This is a genomic window from Paenibacillus sp. FSL H7-0737 (assembly GCF_000758545.1).
Classification (GTDB): domain Bacteria; phylum Bacillota; class Bacilli; order Paenibacillales; family Paenibacillaceae; genus Paenibacillus_AQ.
The window spans coordinates 2,548,000-2,566,532 of the sequence record NZ_CP009279.1 but is presented as its reverse complement, the minus strand read 5'-3'; the positions used below and the strand labels follow the sequence as shown (position 1 = coordinate 2,566,532).

Below are 18,533 nucleotides of genomic sequence, written 5' to 3'. Positions count from 1 at the left end.
TAAAAGCTATTTATCTATTCGGTGCAGTTTTGGGCGAAAGTATTGATCCAGTCCGTAAGAAAGCGTAATTCCAACGGTATATCGAACAAGGTCAATCCATAGGAATCCCTTTCCGAGAATCAACCCACCGAGTATGGTAGCACGGATGCTGTTGATCCACTCTGCTTGATACAGTTGGCTAAATTCTATGCCGAAACTAAACATCAGGCTCCACATAAAAGCGATCCACAGCTTCCGGTTCACTAGCAGTACACGAAACATAAAGTAAACCATGCTGCCCCAAAGCGCATCTCCAAAATGTCTCGTTACAAACAAAGGTAGCTGTTCCGAGAATGCTCTAGAGCATAACCCCAGTACAATAACAATTAAGCAGATGCATCCATAAATAACTCTTTCTTTTAAAGCATTGACTCTCATTTCCATCCTCTATCCTGCGTCTGACTTGAAATTTATGCTTGATATAATATTAATCATCACGATATAAAACGGATAAATAATCATGGCCCCTATTATGATTAACCCCGTTACCGGAACTGGTTTATCCGCAGCTTCTGTAATCGGGAACCATGCTGCGAATAAATTAATAAACAGAACCAAATAGGGAAACCACAGGATCGTAGTGAAATATATGGATTTTTTACCGCTCAAATATTTTCTTGTCATCCAAACAAACCCCATAGAAAAAAATATAAACATCACAAATATGAAAATAAGCTGCAAGTTATTCACTTTATCCAGCTCCAAGCCAGAAATTCTACTAATACGATAAATATTTACTAGTAGCTCTATTACGACAAACAACATAAAGGCATAAAGTACGCTTAACGAATTCAGCTTAATAAAATACTTCATTTGCTCAGTACTTCGGGGTTCCACATTCGTTCCACACTAGTAAGCTCTAATTCATCAAATTCCAGCCTATAAATATCTGGTTTCGAAGTCTGTTCAAAGAACTCATAACCATACTCTTTATTGAAGTAATTCAGGATAATGGTCATGATATTCCCGTGGGTACCTAGTGCTATTTTGCCGCCTTTATTTTGCTGGATCAATTGCTTCATGATGGGGATCGCACGCTCTTGCGCTTCCTGAGTACTCTCACCATTTGGCATTTTATATTGTAAGTCTGTGAATGATGTCTGGATACCCTGAAGAAATTCTTGTTCACTGATCTCGATTTCAACGTTTGCGATGGCTCTTTCTCTAAGTTCCTCATACAGCTCAATTTCTTGATCCGATGCCTCAGCCAAATACTTAATCGTATCTATGGCTCGTCTATAAGGACTAGAAACAAAATGTGTGATCTCTTCCTCCGCCAACAGTTCTTTAATTCTATATGCGTCCTCATGCCCTTTATCAGATAATCCTCGTTCTCTCTCATCCCCAAGCACAAAAGGTGATACTGCGTGCCTAATCATATAAATAAAAGTCTTCATGAGTTACTCCTCTCCAGCTCATTCAAATATCGTTTTTGCCACTTCGCGGTCTTTCTTGAAAATCTCCACTGGATAGGGAATGGCCATCTCGGGCAGCTCACTCTCTTTAAAGAACTTAAATTCTTCGACTTCTCCATCCATTGCTCTCAGCGTTCCACGGATGATAGAACACTCAAATACGATGACTGTATATTCCACCTGGTCTCCATTGTTATATTCGTATCTATATTTCCCTCCACCAAAAACCCCAAGAATGGAAGTAGGATGCACCATTAATCCAGTCTCTTCATATACTTCTCTGCGCAAAGTTCTTCCCGGCCGTTCCCCTGGCTCGATAGCGCCTGCTGGCAATCCCCACAAGGACTCTTCAGGTTTTCGAATAAATAGAATTTCATCTTCTTTATTTCTTATTACTGCAGCTACGGAAGGCATCATTAATAACTCTGAACCCACTTTTCCTCGGATCTCCTGATAATACTCAGACATCGGCACGCTATTCATCCATCCTCTCACACCGTTTTGTAGAACATCATCCTATTTTCCTCCGGCTTCCCAAAAACCCACATTATGTATATATTAGACATCACTGTGATGGAATCCTTTAGATTCGGTAATATGCTTAGCGTGGAACAAAAAAAGCTTCCGAACGGCTCAATACTTTCTGAGGTCCGGAAGCAGTTACAATGAGGTGAGACTTTGAGCTTAATGTTTCCCTTTGTAGCCGGCAAGCTGTACGATCATGATAACAAGAACAAGCAATGAAATGAGCTGGTCAATACTCATCTGCGTCCGCCTCCAATCCCAAATGAAGGATGGCTCTTCGGACGGCATTTCCTCTCCCAAGGACACTGCTTCGTTCCCCTTATACACACTATGTAACATGAGTTCCAATTATTACTTTAAGAATGACTTACCCCTCCATACGAGCAAGTTCTTTTTCCACTTCATCTAGTTGATCTTCGCCGAACACTTTAAAGCCATTTTGCCGTAATAACTCCGTAGTTGTACCTTCTCCTGACATCTTCGTATCCCTAAAAGTACCATCATAAATATAAAGACTACCACAAGAAGGACTATCCTGTTTTAATATTGCTAATGTAACTTGATGTTCTGTAGCCAGCTTCAGCGTTGCTTGAGCACCCTTCATAAAAGGTTCCGTAACATCCACACCTGCACCTGTTACTACCCGCTCACCTTGCCGCTGGGCATCTGGACGAGGCGTTGATAACCCTCCGACTACCTCAGGACAAATGTGGACAAAACGCCCTTCCTCATACCACTTCAAGAAACGAGCATCGAGACACGGTACATCACCATTATCATAACGCACTTTATGTCCTAACAGACATGCGCTTACTAGAATCTTCCCTGTCATCGTAATCTCCACCAGTCCGTCTAGTATTTAATATATGGCTATATTATTTACGACACAAAACTGATATGCAAGATCGAAATGCTTGTCACTGAAATGTTTGTGCTTCATATACAAAAGAATGCTTATTATGTCCATATAGGCATCATTAATCTTGATATTGGGGGGTCTTCTCACTTCTATACCGACTCCAGCAAGTCCACAATAAATCAGCCATAAGATAGAGTCCCACGAAAGGAAATATAATTCCCCAAACATTATAGACTCGTGAATACAAACGCTCCATAAACGGCTGAATCCCATATACACAAGCTACCGATAGCGCCCACCAATATAGGGAGAATTGAAGGCAAATATGCCCTTGCAGTTGATAAGACATCCCTGAATAATCCCACCATTGCTTTTGAAACACAGTTTTTAGCAGCCAACCACTTACGTATTCAACAGCTGAAGGAACGACTAACGCAAGCAGGAGGACAATTGGGAAAGGCAGGGTTAAGTCTCTGGCAATCAGTAGAAGCAGTGGTGCAAATCCATACATTGGTTTAAAAGGGCCTTTTAGAAAGCCTTCTTTGCGAAAGCTTCCATTACTATATAAGTTATATGCACCTTCCAATACCCAGCCTAAAAAAGAGTAGATCATAAAATAAAAGAAATATTGGCCTGCCACTGCCATCGCAGAATCTCCGCTTGAAGAAAATAGAGAAGTCATCATGTTTATACACCGCTCCTAGTTGTCATTATTTTCTTAAATATCCATCCGGCCCTATTATGCCTTAATCCTTCAGGAGATATGCGCAACAAAAAAAGACATAACCCAAAGGGTATGTCTTCATTACAAATTATAAAGGGTGAAGCGGATCCTCTATCCATCCACGCTTATGGTTTAAGCCGTTCTTCATGATGCTGAGCCGATATTAGCGACTGATCGTCGTCTTGTTTCTTTAACGTATCCGTTGAAAGTTCACTACGTACGCCAAAGTTTGAACCATACTTTTTCTCAAAGTTGCCTGCAAGGGCCTCACCACGTTTTTGCCGATATCGGCTGTTCTCATTCCGACTACGCATTTCATTTCCTCCCTGCTACAAGAATGGCTGAGATCTGTGAAATTTGCGAAAAGCTACTAAGAATTTGGAGAAAACTCTCTGATGAGGTTGTACTTGAATTCATTATACAATAATTGCTAAAATCATCTCAAGAAAAACAGACTGCCCAATGAAGGACAGCCTATCTTCCGAATCATTTAGTCCAAATCGTTAGGAAGCGGATCAGGATGCGAGGACTCTGCAGGCTTGGCTACCCAATCGTCTGCTTCTGGCTCGATGTCCACACCATTCTCCATCTTCTTAATTTCAGCTAATGAATCGCCGTCTTTATTTTCCTTGTTGCGGATTTCCGCTTCATCTTGAGAATAATCTGACATGTGAAATCCTCCTCAGGTGCTTTGCTTTATTTGTTCCTTAGTTATAGTTACCCGATGGAGTGTTTTGCAAACATAGTTACGATGAATGAATTTAAGGGTACATGATCCAAGCTACAACCGGACCGATACATGAACCGACAATAGCACAAACGGTCATCGCTACGGAGCTCATTGAAACTGACTGTTCACCGTATTCCAGTGCCTTTGCAGTCCCAAGTGCATGAGAACCCGTTCCTAACCCGATCCCAATCCCAACTTCGCTTCGAATCTTAAACAGTTTAATAATGAGAGGACCGCCAATCGCACCTGTAAATCCGGCAATCATTACAAATACGGAGGTTAGCGAGGAGTCCCCACCTAAACCATTTGAGATTTGTATCGCCACAGGTGTTGTGATCGATTTTGGCAAAATGGACAGAACATACAATTTAGAGAATCCTAGACCAGCCGCCAAAAGCAGACCACTAAACATCCCTAATAACAGACCTGCAATCGCCCCCCCTAGGATGGCTGGAAGATTCTCAACTAACACATTACGTTGTTTATACAATGGGTAGGCTAGCGCCACTACAGCAGGACCGAGTAACTGATTGATCCACTGACCGCCTATCATATATGTATCATACGGAATATGAAAATATAGAAGTATTGCTACAACAAGGACAGTTGCTGTTAACGCGGGAATCAGTACAGGAAACCGAAAACGTCTATAAATTACGGACATCATCAAATAAATAGCAACATTAAGCAGGACAATTCCTGTCGCGATAAAAAACATTATAATTCCTTCCCCTTTTCGCTTAAGCTCTTGCTGCTCCAGCCCGCCTTGCTCTTTCCTTTCAAGGTTGAAAGCCATTGACTCGTATGTGCTGCTGCTGCAATTGTGAGGACGCTGCTAACGATAAGAATCAAGATTAAGAGCAAACCTCTTCCACTAAAAATATCCATATGCTTCACGATCCCAGCCGTCGCTGGAATAAAAAATAACGGAAGATAAGCTAATATTGTTGTTGCACCATCTTCAATCCACTTCACTGGTACAACCTTGAATAGCAATAAAACAAAGAGCAGCAGTAATCCGACGATACTCCCAGAAACGGGAAGTTGCAGCTGCTTTTGCAGGAAGTCTCCAGCCAAGTAGAACAAATAAAGCAGGAACACTTGGATAATTATGCGAATGATTTTCATGATGCAGGATCCCTTCATTATTAAATTAACTCGATAAAGCTTAAAATGGGTCACCTCAATAAGAGTATCAGAGTTTTCATGAAAATTTCAATTACTTTTCGAATCTTGTAAGAATTAAACAAAAATAACCTGCATGATCTCCAAGACACTGGAGACTTTGCAGGTTTCATTATTTTCGTTATGCAGCTCAAAAATGAGATTCCAGCTTAGTTAAACCCACTGAACGACTTGCCCTGCGCTTTGTCTTGTTTTTCCACGTGGTTCATTCAAACGATACCCAAAGGCTACCATGCAGGAGATTCCAAAATGTTCGGCATCCATAATCCCCTCTTCGGCAAGAACTTGCTCTATCTTCGCCTTATCGAAACCTTCCATTGGGCAAGAATCGATTCCGATTAAAGCGGCTGATGTCATCATATTACCAAGGGCTATATAAGTCTGACGGCAGCTCCATTCGAACATTGCACGCTCATTCTCCATCAATCCGAAATCAACCTTTAAGAACTTATCGAACATATTACCTTTCCCCTCCATCACTTCTGGAGGTAGCTCCTGCACATGCTCCATGATCCCTTTAATATAATCTGAATCAGCAGCCATATCTTTAGGAAGACGTGAGAGAATCAATACAAAATGACTTGCGGTTGACAATTGCTTTTGTGCTCCCCAGGCATGAGCACGTAATTTCTCACGTATTTCCGGACTTTGTACTACGACAAAACGCCAAGGCTCGAATCCGAATGAACTTGGTGACAGACGTCCTGTTTCCAGAATAAACTGAAAGTCTGACTCACTAATTTTTTTATGACTATCAAATTCTTTAGTTGCATGTCTGAACTGGTAAGCAGACAGGATTTCATTCTTGTTTAATGATAAAGTATCCATATTTAACACTCCTTTTATTTGCTTAGAATCAACGGCCCATTTGACTGTTTGCCGTTCTCATGCTTAATATTAGAATATATATCACTTCTTTAAAAGTACGCACATTAATGTTATGTAGTATACAAAATGATACTATGGGAGTTGAACGGCTATGCGTGATCGAAAAGGTGGATTCGGAGATTTCCCAGGAGGCAATAAGGAAGCTTGCCCTGTGGAATTTACGCTCGATGTTATAGGAGGAAAATGGAAGGGGATTCTCATCTATCACTTGATGGATGGAACGAAACGCTTTAACGAATTTCGCCGAATATGCCCAGGAATCACTCAACGCATGTTAACCTTGCAGCTTAGAGAGCTGGAAGAAGATGGAGTTGTTCACCGTGAGGTCTACCATCAGGTTCCCCCGAAAGTCGAATACTCGTTAACTGAATTTGGCAAGACACTGACCCCTATTATTAAACTCATGAAAGACTGGGGAGAGGTTTACAAAACAAAACAGCTTTCCGCAGAAAGCTGTCCAGAAGGTATGGATATTACGGTGTAGCTTAAAGCTGCACCTTTTATTTTTCAAAAAATGCCTCGGCCTTTTCCTTATGTTCGTTGGTTACCTGACCAGATATCGCTTTAATGCCTGCTGCAATGATCGCTGCATCATCTGTAAATCCAAGGCCGAGAATCGCATCGGGTATCGCATCAATCGGGGAGATGAAATAAGCCAACGCTCCGAAGGCAATTCCTTTTGCCCATAAAGGGGTCTTTGCGTCGACTGCGCAATAATACATCGCAATAGCATCTTTAGTAAATGGGATCTTTCCTGCGAACTTTTTAGTTTTAGTCCAAAAATTCCGCGTCACCATCTCCTCGTTCTCTTTACTGTATGGAAACTTCTCTGCTGTGAGTTCCGCAGTGATCTTATCATCATCTTTCTTCATTAGATTTTCCCTCCGCAAGGTTCATATGAAGTACATACAGTCAGTATACCCTCAGCTATTATTTATATCTTTAAGATAAACTATAGCTCGTTCTATGAAACTTACACAATATCATTTAATTTCTTTGATCTTATTCAAATCACTGCTGCATAACGCTTCAAGATTCTTAAAGATTCGCTCGGCATCCCAATCCCACCACTTAAGCGCTTCTAGATGTTCGATCAATTCATCATCAAAACGTTTTCTAATTACTTTACATGGATTTCCTCCAGCCACACTATAAGCCGGAATATCTTTCACAACTGTTGAATTGGCCGCGATGACGGCCCCATTCCCAATATGTACACCCGGCATAACCGTAACATTCTGCCCTATCCACACATCGTTGCCGATCACCGTATCTCCTTTTAAGGGTAGCTCTGATAGTTCTGGAACCGCATGCTCCCAGCCATTAGACATGATATTAAAAGGGTAGGTCGTAACAGAATTCATTCGATGGTTCGCACCATTCATGACAAATTCAATACCTTTGGCAATCGCACAGAATTTCCCAATAATAAGCTTGTCTCCAATAAAATCATAATGATGAGTCACATGCTCCTCAAACTTTTCCGCACCGTCTATATCATCATAGTAAGTATAATCGCCAACCATAATATTGTTCCTTGTAATCACATTTTTAATATAACAGATGCTTTTGATCTGTTCATTCGGATAGAGCGAATTCGGATTCGGTCCATATTTCTCCATAATATCGCCTCCCTCTCTTTTGATAAAACATAGCAGAGATCACAGATCTTTTCAAATAAGTACGAATCATGAACATAAAAAGCGGCTACCGTGTGGTAACCGCCATTACAAGTACTTTATCGCTTTGATAAAACATCTACTTCGTATTGCTTCACATCGCTCAGCCAACTTTCTCGGACAGGCACACCATTCGTCGCACAATAATAATCCCAAATAGCTCCGAACGGATAAGATTTCAATTCCTCTACCAATGCAAGTCTAGTAGTATAATCCCCATCCAGTTCAATTTGCTTCAATAGCTCTATCGGTTCCAGCATCGCACGTAGCAGGGCTTTGATTGTGTTACGTGTTCCGATCACCCAAGCGGCAATGTGATTAATACTTCCGTCAAAGAAATCGAGTCCAATATGAGTTCTTTCTAGGAATTGACCTCTAACTAGTTCACGAGCTATCTCCAGCAGTTCATCATCCATAGTCACCACATGATCACTATCCCAGCGTACTGGACGGCTAACATGCAGCAACAATTGATCACCAAACAGCAGCCAAGAGGATAATTTATTCGAGATGGTCTCGGTCGGATGGAAATGCCCAGCATCGAAGCAAACCGCTTTGCCCCGACTTAGTGCATAACCCATATAAAATTCATGCGAACCTACCACATAACTTTCTGAGCCAATTCCGAACAGCTTGCTTTCTACAGCATCAATGTTATATTGCTGCTCGATCTCCTCGCTGAAGATCTCGTCCAGTGATTGCTGAAGTCGCGCTCTCGGTGACAGACGGTCGATCGGTGTATCTTTATATCCATCTGGAACCCAGAAGTTGGTTACACAAGGCTGACCTAGTGCCTGACCGAAAGATTCGGAGATTCGACGTGAAGCCTTGCAATGAGCAATCCAGAAATTGCGGATTTCAGGATCCGAGTGGCTTAGTGTAAAGCCATCATTAGCTTTTTCATGAGAGAAGCAAGTGGGATTGAAATCTAATCCAAGTCCCTGCTCCTTAGCCCAGTTCACCCATCTTTCAAAATGCTTAGGCTCTAGCGCATCAAGATCTACAGTTTCTTCCGTATCGGCATAAATAGCATGTAAATTAACTTTATGACGTCCAGGGATAAGTGCTAGTGCTTGCTCCAAATCACGGCGCAGCTCCTCCGGATTTCTTGCTCGCCCCGGGTAACTGCCCGTGACCGCGATCCCGCCACTTAGCTCCTTTTCCTTATTCAGGAAGCCCTTTACATCGTCTCCTTGCCAGCAGTGCAATGAAATTTTGATTGCTGCAAGCTGCTCTAATACTTTATCTACGTCAATACCATGCTGTGCGTAGAGCTTTTTCGCTTCATTATAGCTCGTCTGAATGCTCTTTAAGCTTTCTGTACTCTGCTCCATGCTTGAGCCTCCTGATCTTGTCTTAGTGATTTCATTTAGGGGTATTTTTCCCCTTCTTTTGCTCGTTTTCCGCTTTTTGTGCTCAATGAGGGGGGATTTATACTCTTCTTTTACTCGTTTTCCGCTATTTACGCTCAATGTGGGGGATTTTTACCCCTCTTTTGCTCGTTTTCCGTTATTTACGCTCAATGAGGGGGATTTATACCCTTCTTTTACTCGTTTTCTGCTTTTTGCGCTCAATGTGGGGCATTTATACCCTTCTTTTGCTCGTTTTCCGCTTTTTGCGCTCAATGAGGGGCATTTATACCCTTCTTTTGATCTTTTTCCGTTATTTACGCTCAATGAGGGGGATTTATACCCTTCTTTTGCTCGTTTTCCGTTATTTACGCTCAATGAGGGGGATTTATACCCTTCTTTTGCTCGTTTTCCGCTTTTTTCGATCAATGAGGGGGATTTATACCCTTCTTTTGCTCGTTTTCCGCTTTTTGTGCTCAATGAGGGGGGATTTATACCCTTCTTTTGCTCGTTTTCCGCTTTTTGCGCTCAATGAGGGGGATTTATACCCCTCTTTTGCTCGTTTTCCGCTTTTTGCGCTCAATGAGGGGGATTTATACCCTTCTTTTACTCGTTTTCCGCTATTTACGCTCAATGTGGGGTATTTATACTTTTCTTTTGCTCATCCATAGCTATTTAATAGTCATCCCATATATTCTCGGTTACTTTATTAGTTACTCTTAAACGATCTGCAGTCGAACAAACTCAGCTAATGCCGCGGTTTTTAGGGAAGAGTCCATCTCTTGTGGAATATAGATTGTTACATCAAATGAACGATATATAATTTCTCTTGCTTCTTTAATATCTGTGACTGTACCCACGCTGATCATTTGCATAACTACGTTACCTAATGCGGTGGACTCCGTTGGACCAGCGTAAATCTCCATCTCTAGCAAATCGGCCGCAATCTGGCATAGCAATCCGTTGTTCGCCCCACCACCTACGATATGCAGCCGCTCCCATTTTTCACCGGTCAATAGCTGAAGATCCTGAACGTAGAAATAATAAGAAAGAGCAAGACTGTCAAACACACATCTGGCAATCTCCCCTGGTGTCTTTGGAACCAACTGTCCGACTTCCGCACAATAGCTCTGTATCGCGCTAACCATGTTGGATGGATTCATGAATCGTTCATCATTGCAGTAGATGATGGATCTAAAAGGAATTTCTTGCGCTGCCAATTCTACCAGTTCGCCGAAGCTGTATTGACCACCATATTCCTCACGAACCTTTTGGATCAGCCACATCCCCATAATGTTCTTAAGAAAACGGAACGAACCGAAGGCTCCCCATTCGTTTGTATAATTGCGCTCCATCGCTTCTGGACTTGTAATGGCTGAAGCTCGTTCCACCCCGATGAGGGACCAAGTACCACTACTGAGAAATCCCCATTTGTCGCTACTTGCAGGAACGCCTAGTACAGCTGATGCTGTATCATGTGTGGCAACTGCTATGAACTCACAATCTGGAAGATCACCCCGTGCCACCAAGTCATCAGTCAATCCGCCAATTCGTTCCCCAGGTTCCGTTAAGGGAGGAAACTGCTCTTTTGAAAGACCAAGCAGTGCCAGTAAATCAGTATCATAATCCCGAGTTTGCAGATTCAGCAGACCCGTGGTTGAAGCATTCGTGACTTCACTAATTCTTCGTCCCGTAAGCCGATAGTAGAGATAATCAGGGACTAACAGGATTGAATATGCTGCTTCAAGATCTACCTGATCATGCACAAACAGCTGGTACAACGTATTAATCGGGAGAACTTGTATCCCCGTCTTTCGGTAAACGCTTTCAGTTGATATATTGCGATGTAGGCTTTGTACCGCTCCATCTGTTCTGGAATCACGATAAGAAAAAACTTCATGAATTCGTGTACCCTTCTGATCTAGAAGTACGTAATCCACGGCCCAAGTATCAATTCCGACGGTACAATGCTCAATTCCTTTTGACTTCGCCTTCTGTAAGCCTTTTACAATTTCAGCAAATAAATAATCGACGTCCCAATAAAGATTACCATTCTTCTCAGAGAACCCATTACTAAAACGGTGAATTTCTGTTAATGATAAGGTTCCTTCCGGTTCTTGCAAGGTTCCGCAAACGACTCTCCCACTAGAGGCTCCAATATCAATAGCAATATGATTCTGACCCTGTTTATGCGCCCCAGCATTCATTCTTAAACAACACTCCTTATCTCCTCATCAGCCTACCAGCAAGGCGAATACGATTCCAGGGCCATGCACACCTATCGTCAGATCATTCTCAATATCCGCTGAACGGCTAGGTCCAGAGATAAAGTGAATACCTGCGGGGAGACCCGATTGTCCCGCTTCATCAAAATCAATAAGCACCTCACCCAGACGAGTCTTCAGCCGCTCCAGCGGAATGATGGCAATTAATGCGGTTGGCAACAGACTGACAGAGCGCCCTTTATCCGCAGAAGATAACACTGTAATAGAGCCTGTATAAGCAACTGCATAATCCGCGATCACAATCCCAATATCGGCTTCCGCCGCCCTAACTTTCCATGCTTCTTGCATATCCGTATTCCAGACAGATACCCGCGAATCTACAAGTTCTTCTTCTAGCCGAAGTGCCGCAAGCTCAGCTACATTTTGCCGGAGAATATAACGGGCGAGCATATCACTCGCTTTATTGACGATAAAAGCTTTAGCTTCATCCATCGTTGCCATGCGAAACACATGTCCACCTGCACTTTGAAAATTCGCAGTAAATTGATCGATTCGTTCTTCTGGACTCCACTGGAACTCTTGCCAATAATCTGGAGCACCGCGAAAAGGATGTAACGGAGCCGCAGTCGTTCTTGGCCGCTTCAGGCGACGAGCGATATCGTTCATGAATGCCTGCTGTTTCTCACGAGAATCATGGTCCATACGCTCCAGCCATTCTCTGTGCGTTTCCTCAGTCATATCCGGGCTCTCCTTTCAGTTCTTCCGCCTTCCGCTTCGCTAATAAATCTTCCATCCGCTTCTGTATCGACGGGTCCATCTCGCGACTATTTTTGTCTAACTCCTCCTGCAGCTCTTTCCAACTCTCGCGGAAGGATTCATCTGCCAGCTTCGGAGCGATCCGGTAGTTATTCCAGCCTTTCAGCGGCCCAAGCTTTGACGGAATTCCGCCGTCTCTCACAAGTAGCTTTTGTCCGATTCTGCCTACTTTCATCACACTACTGAATCGCTGTGACTTCGCCATAATCGCACCAAAACCTTTCATGCCAAGACCTTCCGCTTTGTCTCCATAACCTCTCTCTACCTTACGTCGCCGTAAATAGATAAGCATATCATGCAGAGGGATTTTGACTGGACAAGCTTCATAACACGCACCGCATAGACTCGATGCACCTGCGATATCATCCCATTGATCTACATTTTTGTTCAGTGCTGGGGTCAACACTGCTCCGATCGGTCCGCTATAAGTTCCACCATAGGCATGACCGCCAATATGACGATAGACAGGGCAGGCATTCAGACAAGCTCCACAGCGGATGCAGTTCAGTAGCTCCTGAAATTCTGGATCGCCGAGCTGCTCAGATCGACCATTATCAAGGATAATAATATGTTGCTCTTCCGGTCCGTCCCCATCATCCTTTCTACGGGGTCCTGAAATACCGGACATATACACTGTTAGCTTCTGGCCAGTTGCTGAACGAGGTAATAACGTAGCCATCACCTCAAGGTCGCTCCAAGAAGGAATAATCCGCTCCATCCCCATCAAAGTGATTTGCGTCTTTGGCAAGGTGGTGACCATGCGAGCATTGCCCTCATTCTCAAATAGCACCATGGAACCTGTCTCTGCAATCGCAAAATTGCATCCCGTCATCCCAATATCCGCTTCTAGGAATTTCTCCCGTAACTTGCGCCGTACAAATCCTGCAAGGATTGTAGTCTCAGGCAAAAGCTCCTCCCCTGCCTCCTTGGACAACAGCTCAGCAATCTGATAGCGGTTCTTATGGATGGCTGGGATAATGATATGAGACGGAGTTTCTCCGGCAAGCTGGATAATATATTCGCCAAGATCTGTTTCAATCGTCTCTACGTCAATGGATTCAAGAGCCGTATTCAAATGCAGCTCCTCAGTCACCATCGATTTTGATTTGACCACGGAAGCCGCTTGTTTTCGCTGTGCAATCTCTAAAGCAATCTTCACTGCCTCTTCACCCGTTGCCGCAAAATGAATATGCGTGCCGTACGCTCTTGCATTGTCCGCAAATAGATTTAAGTAATAATCTAGATGAGCGATCGTATGCAGGCGAATTTGCCGCCCACGTTCACGCCATTCTTCCCAGTGTCCATGATCGTTCGCTGCTTTTTGTTTCCCGTCACGCAGCCTTTCCGTGGTAAAGCGAACCGCTTTGCGCAAAAAATCATTATTCAGCGCCAAGTCGGCACGCTCTTTTACCGTAGCTGGCTTCACATGATTCGATTCCGATTTAGTCTGAGCGGCATTCTGACTCATTGTCCACTCACCCCCTCATACAGTAGCTCTGCTAAATGCATGACTCGGACCGGTTTGTGGCGATAACGCAAATTCCCAGCAATATTCATGAGACAGCCCATATCCAGACCCGTTAAGACTTCTGCTTCCGACTCCAGCACATGATCTGACTTCTCGGTGACCATCGCCCCGGAGATATCAGACATCTTCACGGCAAAGGTTCCACCAAACCCACAACAGTCCTCAGCAAAAGGTAGTGGCACTAGCTCCATTGCCTTCACATTCTGCATAAGTAACATAGGCTCATCACGAATCCCCAGAATCCGAGTGCCATGACAGGAAGGATGATAGGTAACTTTATGCGGAAAAACGGCCCCTAGATCCGTTACGCCAAGCACCTGTACCATGAACTGGCTGAACTCATAGGATTTACGCTGCAAATTCTGCGCCTTGACCAAATTAATCGGATCATCCTGAAACAGTTTCGGGTAATGATGAAGCATCCCGGTGCAAGACCCGGAAGGAGCAATGACAAAGTCACTGTCTTCGAAAGCCTGCAAAATCGTAAGTGCAGCTTGACGTGCCTCATTCCAATAGCCACTATTGTACGCAGGCTGTCCGCAGCAGGTCTGCACTTCGGGAAAATCCAGCTGTACGCCATATCTGGCAAGCAGACGTGCCATCGCTTCTCCGACCTTCGGGTACACAGCATCACTGATGCAAGTAATAAACATCGATACCTTCATGTCTTCACCTCCTGCAATACTATTTTCTACACGGTTGTTATTGCGATGTTCAGCTCCTGTAGCTGCTTTAGCTGTTCTGTGGCAGGGCTGTAATCCGTTATCACAACATCCAATTCACTAGTCGTGGCAACATGTGTGAACGCTTGAATTCCGAATTTGCTGGAGTCACAAAGTAGGATCACCTGCTCTGCGATAGAAATCATCTTTCGCTTCACCATCGCTTGCAGCTCATTCGATTCACTGGCGCCGCGTTCGAGATGAAATCCTTTGCAGGAAAAAAACATCTTATCCACGTGATACAACTCAAGCGAACGCTCGGCTAAATGACCAACAAAGGACATCGATCTGCGGCTCAGTTGACCGCCAGTTGAGATCACATCTATTCGTTCCTTCCCACTTAACTCCGCAGCTACCCTAATAGAATTAGTCAGTACAGTTAGTGGCATATCCGGCAAATGTGAGGCCATATACCATGCAGTTGTGCTAGCATCCAGCAAAATCCGATCTCCCGGCTTTATCATCATCACTGCTTCACGAGCAATCTGCTGCTTCTCCGCTGCGTTCATAATTTCACGTTCAGCATATGGCGTCTCTGGCTGACGATCACGTAGACTAACTGCACCGCCGTGCGAGCGTAGCAGCCTCCCCGCCTTTTCCAAGCGATCAAGATCCCGGCGGATGGTCTCCTCCGTCACTTGGCATAATGTACTCAGTTCCGAGACACGAATGCTGCCACGTTCATTCACTAGTTCTACGATTCTTTCATATCTGTCTGCAATCAGCATGGCTTCCCTCCGTTATATCTATCTATATTCCATCTTCCACTTATCTAGTAAAAGCTGCCGGCACTCCACCGTCAATCGTCAGCATGCAGCCCGTAGTCTTCTCTGACTTGGATGAAGCGAAAAAGGCCACCCCTTCAGCAATATCACGTGGATAAATATTTACAAGCAGTGTTGTGCGTTTACGATAATGTTCCTCCAGTTGATCCGGCTCAATCCCGTAAGCAGCAGCCCGTTCATTCCGCCAGTTCGAATTCCAAATCGCTGAGCCTTGTAGAATGGCATCCGGCAAAATGGTATTGGCGCGAATACCGAACTCTCCACCTTCAGCTGCAATACAGCGAGCCAAATGTGCTTCGAGTGCTTTGGCAGAACTGTAAGCCGATACGCTTTTTCCAGCAAATACAGAGTTCTTAGAGCCAATAAATACCATGCTACCGCCGATCTTTTGCTCCTTCATCATCTTGAAGGCTTCACGTGCAACGAGGAAATATCCAGTTCCTAGCACGGAAATGTTCAAGTTCCACTCTTTTAATGAAGTCTCATCAAAAGGACTGGAAGTCGCAAGTCCAGCATTATTAACAATAATATCTACTCCGCCATAAAAAAGTGCTGTATCTGCATAAGCTGCGGTAACTTGCTCCTCCTGCGTTACATCCATTTTAACAGCGAACGCACGATTCTCACCGTATTTATCGTTAATCTCCCCGGCAATTTTCTGTGCGCCCTCCAGATTGAGATCTGCCAGCACAACATGCGCCCCTTCGGACACTAGTCGACGAGCGGTTTCGCTCCCGATTCCTCCTGCGCCACCAGTAATGAACGCAACCTTACGCGAGAATTCTGCTTCTGCTGGTGCCAGCGACAATTTATATAATTCCAAAGGCCAATATTCCACATTGTACGATTCATTCTCACTTAGAGAGACGAAGTCTCCCAATGCGGTAGCTCCGCGCATAACAGCAATCGCCCGGTGATACAAGGCGCCGCTAATTTTAGAGTTGCTCCAGCTTTTGCCGGTGTTGATCATTCCCACTCCGGGAATTAGAATCACACGCGGTGCGGCTTCGAACATTACATCTCCCTCATGCTTATTGCGATCGAAGTACGCTTCGTACTGCTCTTTATATGCGGTAATCGCTTCGTTCAGCTTCGTCTTCAAACCATCAATATCACTGGCATTTGGTTCCCAATTCACAAAAAGTGGCAGCATTTTGGTATGTACCAAATGATCCGGACAAGCTGCACCTACACTGGATAATTTCTCCGAGTTAACTCCACCTACAAAACGCAGCACATCCTCTGCATCATCGAAGGTCAGTATCATTTTGCGCTCATCACTGACTGCGCCTCTAATCAATGGCATCACTGCAGCTGCTACAGCCCGCCGCTCTTCTTCAGGAAGCGCTTCCGATTTGCGACCTCCGAACAGATTCTCATCTTCAATTCTATCTTGGATGTAACGCTCTGCTTCATTAATGATAGAGATCGTCTTCGCGTAACAAGCTTCCGGCGTATCCCCCCAAGTCACGAGGCCATGCTTCTCCATCAACACCAATTCTGCTTGAGGATTAGCAAGTACGCCTTCAGCGATCATTTTGGATAAAGTGAACCCAGGACGAATGTAAGGCACCCATACGAAACGATCCCCATAGATTTCCCGCGCAATATCTTTACCGTTATGAGCACAGCATAAGCTGATAATCGCATCTGGATGCGTATGATCTACATGTTTGAATGGTAAAAAAGCATGCAGCAGCGTCTCAATTGAAGCACGCGGATGCTTAGGATCAATCATACAATTCGCGAGGTAAGCCACCATTTCCTCATCAGGCATTTCCTCCCGATCAAACAAAGGCGCAATATCCTCAAGCCGCAATCCGGTAAAATTGCCTGCTTTCATCGTAGCTAGGTCAGAGCCGCTACCCTTCACCCACATGACTTCAACCTCACGACCACGGAAATCTAATTCTATAGTTTTACTAGAGGTATTCCCTCCTCCAAAATTACAGACTCTACGATCTTCACCCAACAGATTGGAGCGATAGACCAGTGCATCCAGACCTCCGTTGATGACTTTTCCCCGTGCAGAATCCCATAAACTTTGTACCATTTGTGAATACCTCCGTTTTTGAATGTTTATTTTTTTGTTTATTTTTGTTTGTTTTGATTTTAATCTATTTGTTTGTGTTTGAATAGAGCGTTTTCAACAAAATTTAAAATTTATTTCACAAGTTAGACGAATCCTCCTTGGATGAACTGAAATTCCATTGTGAAAAAACAAAAAAAAGAGTTGCCAATTAGCAACTCCTTCACCCCCACTATTCAGCACCGACTCGACTCATAAACTAATCCAGTAGTTACATTTCCCATCCTCGATACCGCTAAGTATTCCTCTGTTCGCTTCAATAACCTTTCTCGAAGATACATTGTTCGGCTCACAAGTCAGCATGACCTTATCAATCCCCAGATCCGCAGCTTTTTTTAACAACTCTGCTAAAAAAATCTTGCCAAAGCCCTTTCCTCGCTCACTAGGCCTGATGCTATATCCGATGTGTCCACCTGATTTTCTTAATTGATCATTTAAGGAATGTCTTAGCTTTCCAACACCAACAGGATAAGAGTCAATCAGTAACCAATAGTTGGTTTGCGGGACATAGTTTGGTAGGAGATTATCGCCTCTTGAGAGTGCTATCCGATCTCTGATGAAATCAGGAAATTCACTGTAAGCCAAATCAAACCCATTGTTAACGAATCCATTCTCCCCAGGGCCGATCTCCATAATCATTTCAAAAATATCGCGTCCATCTGACAAACTAGCTTCCTTTAGCTCAATCAACATCATAATCCCCCCTAGAACACAAATTGCTTACCATATCAAAAAATTTTACTGCAAAAAAGAGCCCTCTGCATTATTTAATTGCACTTTCTACAACTAAAATTAACTTCAGCACGTCTGTCTATCGTTAAGTGTACTTTGTGCAACTAAATTCCCCCAATTAAGCTGTATCCGCTGATTTCCAGAGATATAGTTGTACAAAGTACATCTATATCACAATAACCGGAGTAAAGTAGCTGTTTAGTTGTATTAAATACACTTATCTGCTCCCGCCCTCTTTTTCAC

Annotated in this window: 24 protein-coding genes; 1 reads left to right on the top strand and 23 read right to left on the bottom strand. The window is 43.8% G+C overall.

Annotation, left to right across the window (positions count from 1 at the left end):
* Positions 1 to 6 precede the first annotated feature (6 nt).
* From H70737_RS10870 to H70737_RS10815, 12 genes are all read right to left on the bottom strand, one after another.
* On the bottom strand, positions 7 to 417 hold the full coding sequence (locus H70737_RS10870; RefSeq protein ID WP_081382731.1) for a ribosomal maturation YjgA family protein: 411 nt from the start codon (positions 415 to 417) through the stop codon (positions 7 to 9).
* 9 nt (positions 418 to 426) lie between these two features.
* Positions 427 to 852: a hypothetical protein gene (locus H70737_RS10865; RefSeq protein WP_042187124.1), complete on the bottom strand. Its 426-nt coding sequence runs from the start codon at positions 850 to 852 to the stop codon at positions 427 to 429.
* The gene (locus H70737_RS10860; protein WP_042187122.1) at positions 849 to 1,436 is read right to left on the bottom strand and encodes a histidine phosphatase family protein; all 588 of its coding nucleotides are present in this window, start codon (positions 1,434 to 1,436) and stop codon (positions 849 to 851) included. The genes H70737_RS10865 and H70737_RS10860 overlap by 4 nt, the downstream gene beginning before the upstream one ends.
* A gap of 18 nt (positions 1,437 to 1,454) precedes the next feature.
* A complete protein-coding gene (locus H70737_RS10855; RefSeq protein WP_042193681.1) occupies positions 1,455 to 1,928 on the bottom strand; it encodes an NUDIX domain-containing protein in 474 nt (157 codons plus the stop codon).
* A gap of 210 nt (positions 1,929 to 2,138) precedes the next feature.
* Positions 2,139 to 2,285: a hypothetical protein gene (locus H70737_RS10850; RefSeq protein WP_156113097.1), complete on the bottom strand. Its 147-nt coding sequence runs from the start codon at positions 2,283 to 2,285 to the stop codon at positions 2,139 to 2,141.
* Positions 2,286 to 2,346: 61 nt separating this feature from the next.
* Positions 2,347 to 2,811 (bottom strand): 2-thiouracil desulfurase family protein, encoded by a 465-nt coding sequence (locus H70737_RS10845; RefSeq protein WP_042187118.1) that lies wholly within the window; start codon positions 2,809 to 2,811, stop codon positions 2,347 to 2,349.
* A gap of 145 nt (positions 2,812 to 2,956) precedes the next feature.
* Positions 2,957 to 3,523, bottom strand: coding sequence for a putative ABC transporter permease (locus H70737_RS10840; RefSeq protein ID WP_231573428.1), 567 nt, complete (start codon positions 3,521 to 3,523; stop codon positions 2,957 to 2,959).
* 164 nt (positions 3,524 to 3,687) lie between these two features.
* Positions 3,688 to 3,876 (bottom strand): hypothetical protein, encoded by a 189-nt coding sequence (locus H70737_RS10835; protein WP_042187116.1) that lies wholly within the window; start codon positions 3,874 to 3,876, stop codon positions 3,688 to 3,690.
* Positions 3,877 to 4,052: 176 nt separating this feature from the next.
* On the bottom strand, positions 4,053 to 4,232 hold the full coding sequence (locus tag H70737_RS10830; RefSeq protein WP_042126589.1) for a hypothetical protein: 180 nt from the start codon (positions 4,230 to 4,232) through the stop codon (positions 4,053 to 4,055).
* Between the two features lie 91 nt (positions 4,233 to 4,323).
* On the bottom strand, positions 4,324 to 5,010 hold the full coding sequence (locus H70737_RS10825; protein ID WP_042187114.1) for an LrgB family protein: 687 nt from the start codon (positions 5,008 to 5,010) through the stop codon (positions 4,324 to 4,326).
* Positions 5,010 to 5,420, bottom strand: a complete 411-nt coding sequence (locus H70737_RS10820; protein WP_042187112.1) for a CidA/LrgA family holin-like protein — start codon at positions 5,418 to 5,420, stop codon at positions 5,010 to 5,012. Before H70737_RS10820 ends, H70737_RS10825 begins: the two co-directional genes overlap by 1 nt.
* Before the next feature lie 210 nt (positions 5,421 to 5,630).
* Complete coding sequence (locus H70737_RS10815; protein WP_042187111.1) at positions 5,631 to 6,305, bottom strand: NAD(P)H-dependent oxidoreductase; 675 nt, start codon at positions 6,303 to 6,305, stop codon at positions 5,631 to 5,633.
* Between the two features lie 151 nt (positions 6,306 to 6,456).
* Between H70737_RS10815 and H70737_RS10810 the strand changes: the two genes are divergently transcribed.
* Complete coding sequence (locus H70737_RS10810; RefSeq protein WP_042187109.1) at positions 6,457 to 6,849, top strand: winged helix-turn-helix transcriptional regulator; 393 nt, start codon at positions 6,457 to 6,459, stop codon at positions 6,847 to 6,849.
* A 16-nt stretch (positions 6,850 to 6,865) separates the two neighbouring features.
* Here H70737_RS10810 and H70737_RS10805 read toward each other — a convergent pair whose 3' ends face one another.
* The 11 genes from H70737_RS10805 to H70737_RS10755 form a co-directional block, all read right to left on the bottom strand.
* Positions 6,866 to 7,237 carry a YkvA family protein gene (locus H70737_RS10805; protein ID WP_042187107.1) on the bottom strand — a complete coding sequence of 124 codons (372 nt, stop codon included), beginning with the start codon at positions 7,235 to 7,237 and terminating at the stop codon, positions 6,866 to 6,868.
* Positions 7,238 to 7,348: 111 nt separating this feature from the next.
* Complete coding sequence (locus tag H70737_RS10800) at positions 7,349 to 7,987, bottom strand: Vat family streptogramin A O-acetyltransferase (protein WP_042187105.1); 639 nt, start codon at positions 7,985 to 7,987, stop codon at positions 7,349 to 7,351.
* A 116-nt stretch (positions 7,988 to 8,103) separates the two neighbouring features.
* Complete coding sequence (rhaA, locus tag H70737_RS10795) at positions 8,104 to 9,378, bottom strand: L-rhamnose isomerase (protein ID WP_042187103.1); 1,275 nt, start codon at positions 9,376 to 9,378, stop codon at positions 8,104 to 8,106.
* A gap of 150 nt (positions 9,379 to 9,528) precedes the next feature.
* Positions 9,529 to 9,873, bottom strand: coding sequence for a hypothetical protein (locus H70737_RS30675; RefSeq protein WP_156113096.1), 345 nt, complete (start codon positions 9,871 to 9,873; stop codon positions 9,529 to 9,531).
* A gap of 239 nt (positions 9,874 to 10,112) precedes the next feature.
* Complete coding sequence (gene rhaB, locus H70737_RS10785; protein ID WP_042187099.1) at positions 10,113 to 11,600, bottom strand: rhamnulokinase; 1,488 nt, start codon at positions 11,598 to 11,600, stop codon at positions 10,113 to 10,115.
* Between the two features lie 27 nt (positions 11,601 to 11,627).
* Entirely contained in the window at positions 11,628 to 12,356 is a 729-nt protein-coding gene (locus H70737_RS10780; RefSeq protein ID WP_042187097.1) for a LutC/YkgG family protein, read from the bottom strand.
* Positions 12,349 to 13,902, bottom strand: a complete 1,554-nt coding sequence (locus H70737_RS10775) for a LutB/LldF family L-lactate oxidation iron-sulfur protein (RefSeq protein WP_042187095.1) — start codon at positions 13,900 to 13,902, stop codon at positions 12,349 to 12,351. The genes H70737_RS10780 and H70737_RS10775 overlap by 8 nt, the downstream gene beginning before the upstream one ends.
* Positions 13,899 to 14,627 carry a (Fe-S)-binding protein gene (locus H70737_RS10770; RefSeq protein ID WP_042187093.1) on the bottom strand — a complete coding sequence of 243 codons (729 nt, stop codon included), beginning with the start codon at positions 14,625 to 14,627 and terminating at the stop codon, positions 13,899 to 13,901. Before H70737_RS10770 ends, H70737_RS10775 begins: the two co-directional genes overlap by 4 nt.
* A 26-nt stretch (positions 14,628 to 14,653) precedes the next feature.
* Complete coding sequence (locus H70737_RS10765; RefSeq protein WP_042187090.1) at positions 14,654 to 15,412, bottom strand: DeoR/GlpR family DNA-binding transcription regulator; 759 nt, start codon at positions 15,410 to 15,412, stop codon at positions 14,654 to 14,656.
* Positions 15,413 to 15,452: 40 nt separating this feature from the next.
* The gene (locus tag H70737_RS10760; protein WP_042187088.1) at positions 15,453 to 17,522 is read right to left on the bottom strand and encodes a bifunctional rhamnulose-1-phosphate aldolase/short-chain dehydrogenase; all 2,070 of its coding nucleotides are present in this window, start codon (positions 17,520 to 17,522) and stop codon (positions 15,453 to 15,455) included.
* Between the two features lie 228 nt (positions 17,523 to 17,750).
* Complete coding sequence (locus H70737_RS10755) at positions 17,751 to 18,254, bottom strand: GNAT family N-acetyltransferase (protein WP_231573427.1); 504 nt, start codon at positions 18,252 to 18,254, stop codon at positions 17,751 to 17,753.
* Positions 18,255 to 18,533 lie beyond the last annotated feature (279 nt).

Excerpts from the sequence above, each read along its gene's own strand:
- H70737_RS10765 (WP_042187090.1), bottom strand. The coding sequence starts at position 15,412 with ATGCTGATTGCAGACAGATATGAAAGAATCGTAGAACTAGTGAATGAA.
- H70737_RS10825 (WP_042187114.1), bottom strand. The coding sequence starts at position 5,010 with ATGTTTTTTATCGCGACAGGAATTGTCCTGCTTAATGTTGCTATTTAT.
- H70737_RS10770 (WP_042187093.1), bottom strand. The coding sequence starts at position 14,627 with ATGAAGGTATCGATGTTTATTACTTGCATCAGTGATGCTGTGTACCCG.
- rhaB (WP_042187099.1), bottom strand. The coding sequence starts at position 11,600 with ATGAATGCTGGGGCGCATAAACAGGGTCAGAATCATATTGCTATTGAT.
- H70737_RS10845 (WP_042187118.1), bottom strand. The coding sequence starts at position 2,811 with ATGACAGGGAAGATTCTAGTAAGCGCATGTCTGTTAGGACATAAAGTG.
- rhaA (WP_042187103.1), bottom strand. The coding sequence starts at position 9,378 with ATGGAGCAGAGTACAGAAAGCTTAAAGAGCATTCAGACGAGCTATAAT.
- H70737_RS10775 (WP_042187095.1), bottom strand. The coding sequence starts at position 13,902 with ATGAGTCAGAATGCCGCTCAGACTAAATCGGAATCGAATCATGTGAAG.
- H70737_RS10760 (WP_042187088.1), bottom strand. The coding sequence starts at position 17,522 with ATGGTACAAAGTTTATGGGATTCTGCACGGGGAAAAGTCATCAACGGA.
- H70737_RS10860 (WP_042187122.1), bottom strand. The coding sequence starts at position 1,436 with ATGAAGACTTTTATTTATATGATTAGGCACGCAGTATCACCTTTTGTG.
- H70737_RS10815 (WP_042187111.1), bottom strand. The coding sequence starts at position 6,305 with ATGGATACTTTATCATTAAACAAGAATGAAATCCTGTCTGCTTACCAG.
- H70737_RS10830 (WP_042126589.1), bottom strand. The coding sequence starts at position 4,232 with ATGTCAGATTATTCTCAAGATGAAGCGGAAATCCGCAACAAGGAAAAT.
- H70737_RS10800 (WP_042187105.1), bottom strand. The coding sequence starts at position 7,987 with ATGGAGAAATATGGACCGAATCCGAATTCGCTCTATCCGAATGAACAG.
- H70737_RS10865 (WP_042187124.1), bottom strand. The coding sequence starts at position 852 with ATGAAGTATTTTATTAAGCTGAATTCGTTAAGCGTACTTTATGCCTTT.
- H70737_RS10810 (WP_042187109.1), top strand. The coding sequence starts at position 6,457 with ATGCGTGATCGAAAAGGTGGATTCGGAGATTTCCCAGGAGGCAATAAG.
- H70737_RS10755 (WP_231573427.1), bottom strand. The coding sequence starts at position 18,254 with ATGATGTTGATTGAGCTAAAGGAAGCTAGTTTGTCAGATGGACGCGAT.
- H70737_RS10780 (WP_042187097.1), bottom strand. The coding sequence starts at position 12,356 with ATGACTGAGGAAACGCACAGAGAATGGCTGGAGCGTATGGACCATGAT.
- H70737_RS10840 (WP_231573428.1), bottom strand. The coding sequence starts at position 3,523 with ATGATGACTTCTCTATTTTCTTCAAGCGGAGATTCTGCGATGGCAGTG.
- H70737_RS10870 (WP_081382731.1), bottom strand. The coding sequence starts at position 417 with ATGAGAGTCAATGCTTTAAAAGAAAGAGTTATTTATGGATGCATCTGC.
- H70737_RS10820 (WP_042187112.1), bottom strand. The coding sequence starts at position 5,420 with ATGAAAATCATTCGCATAATTATCCAAGTGTTCCTGCTTTATTTGTTC.
- H70737_RS10805 (WP_042187107.1), bottom strand. The coding sequence starts at position 7,237 with ATGAAGAAAGATGATGATAAGATCACTGCGGAACTCACAGCAGAGAAG.
- H70737_RS10835 (WP_042187116.1), bottom strand. The coding sequence starts at position 3,876 with ATGCGTAGTCGGAATGAGAACAGCCGATATCGGCAAAAACGTGGTGAG.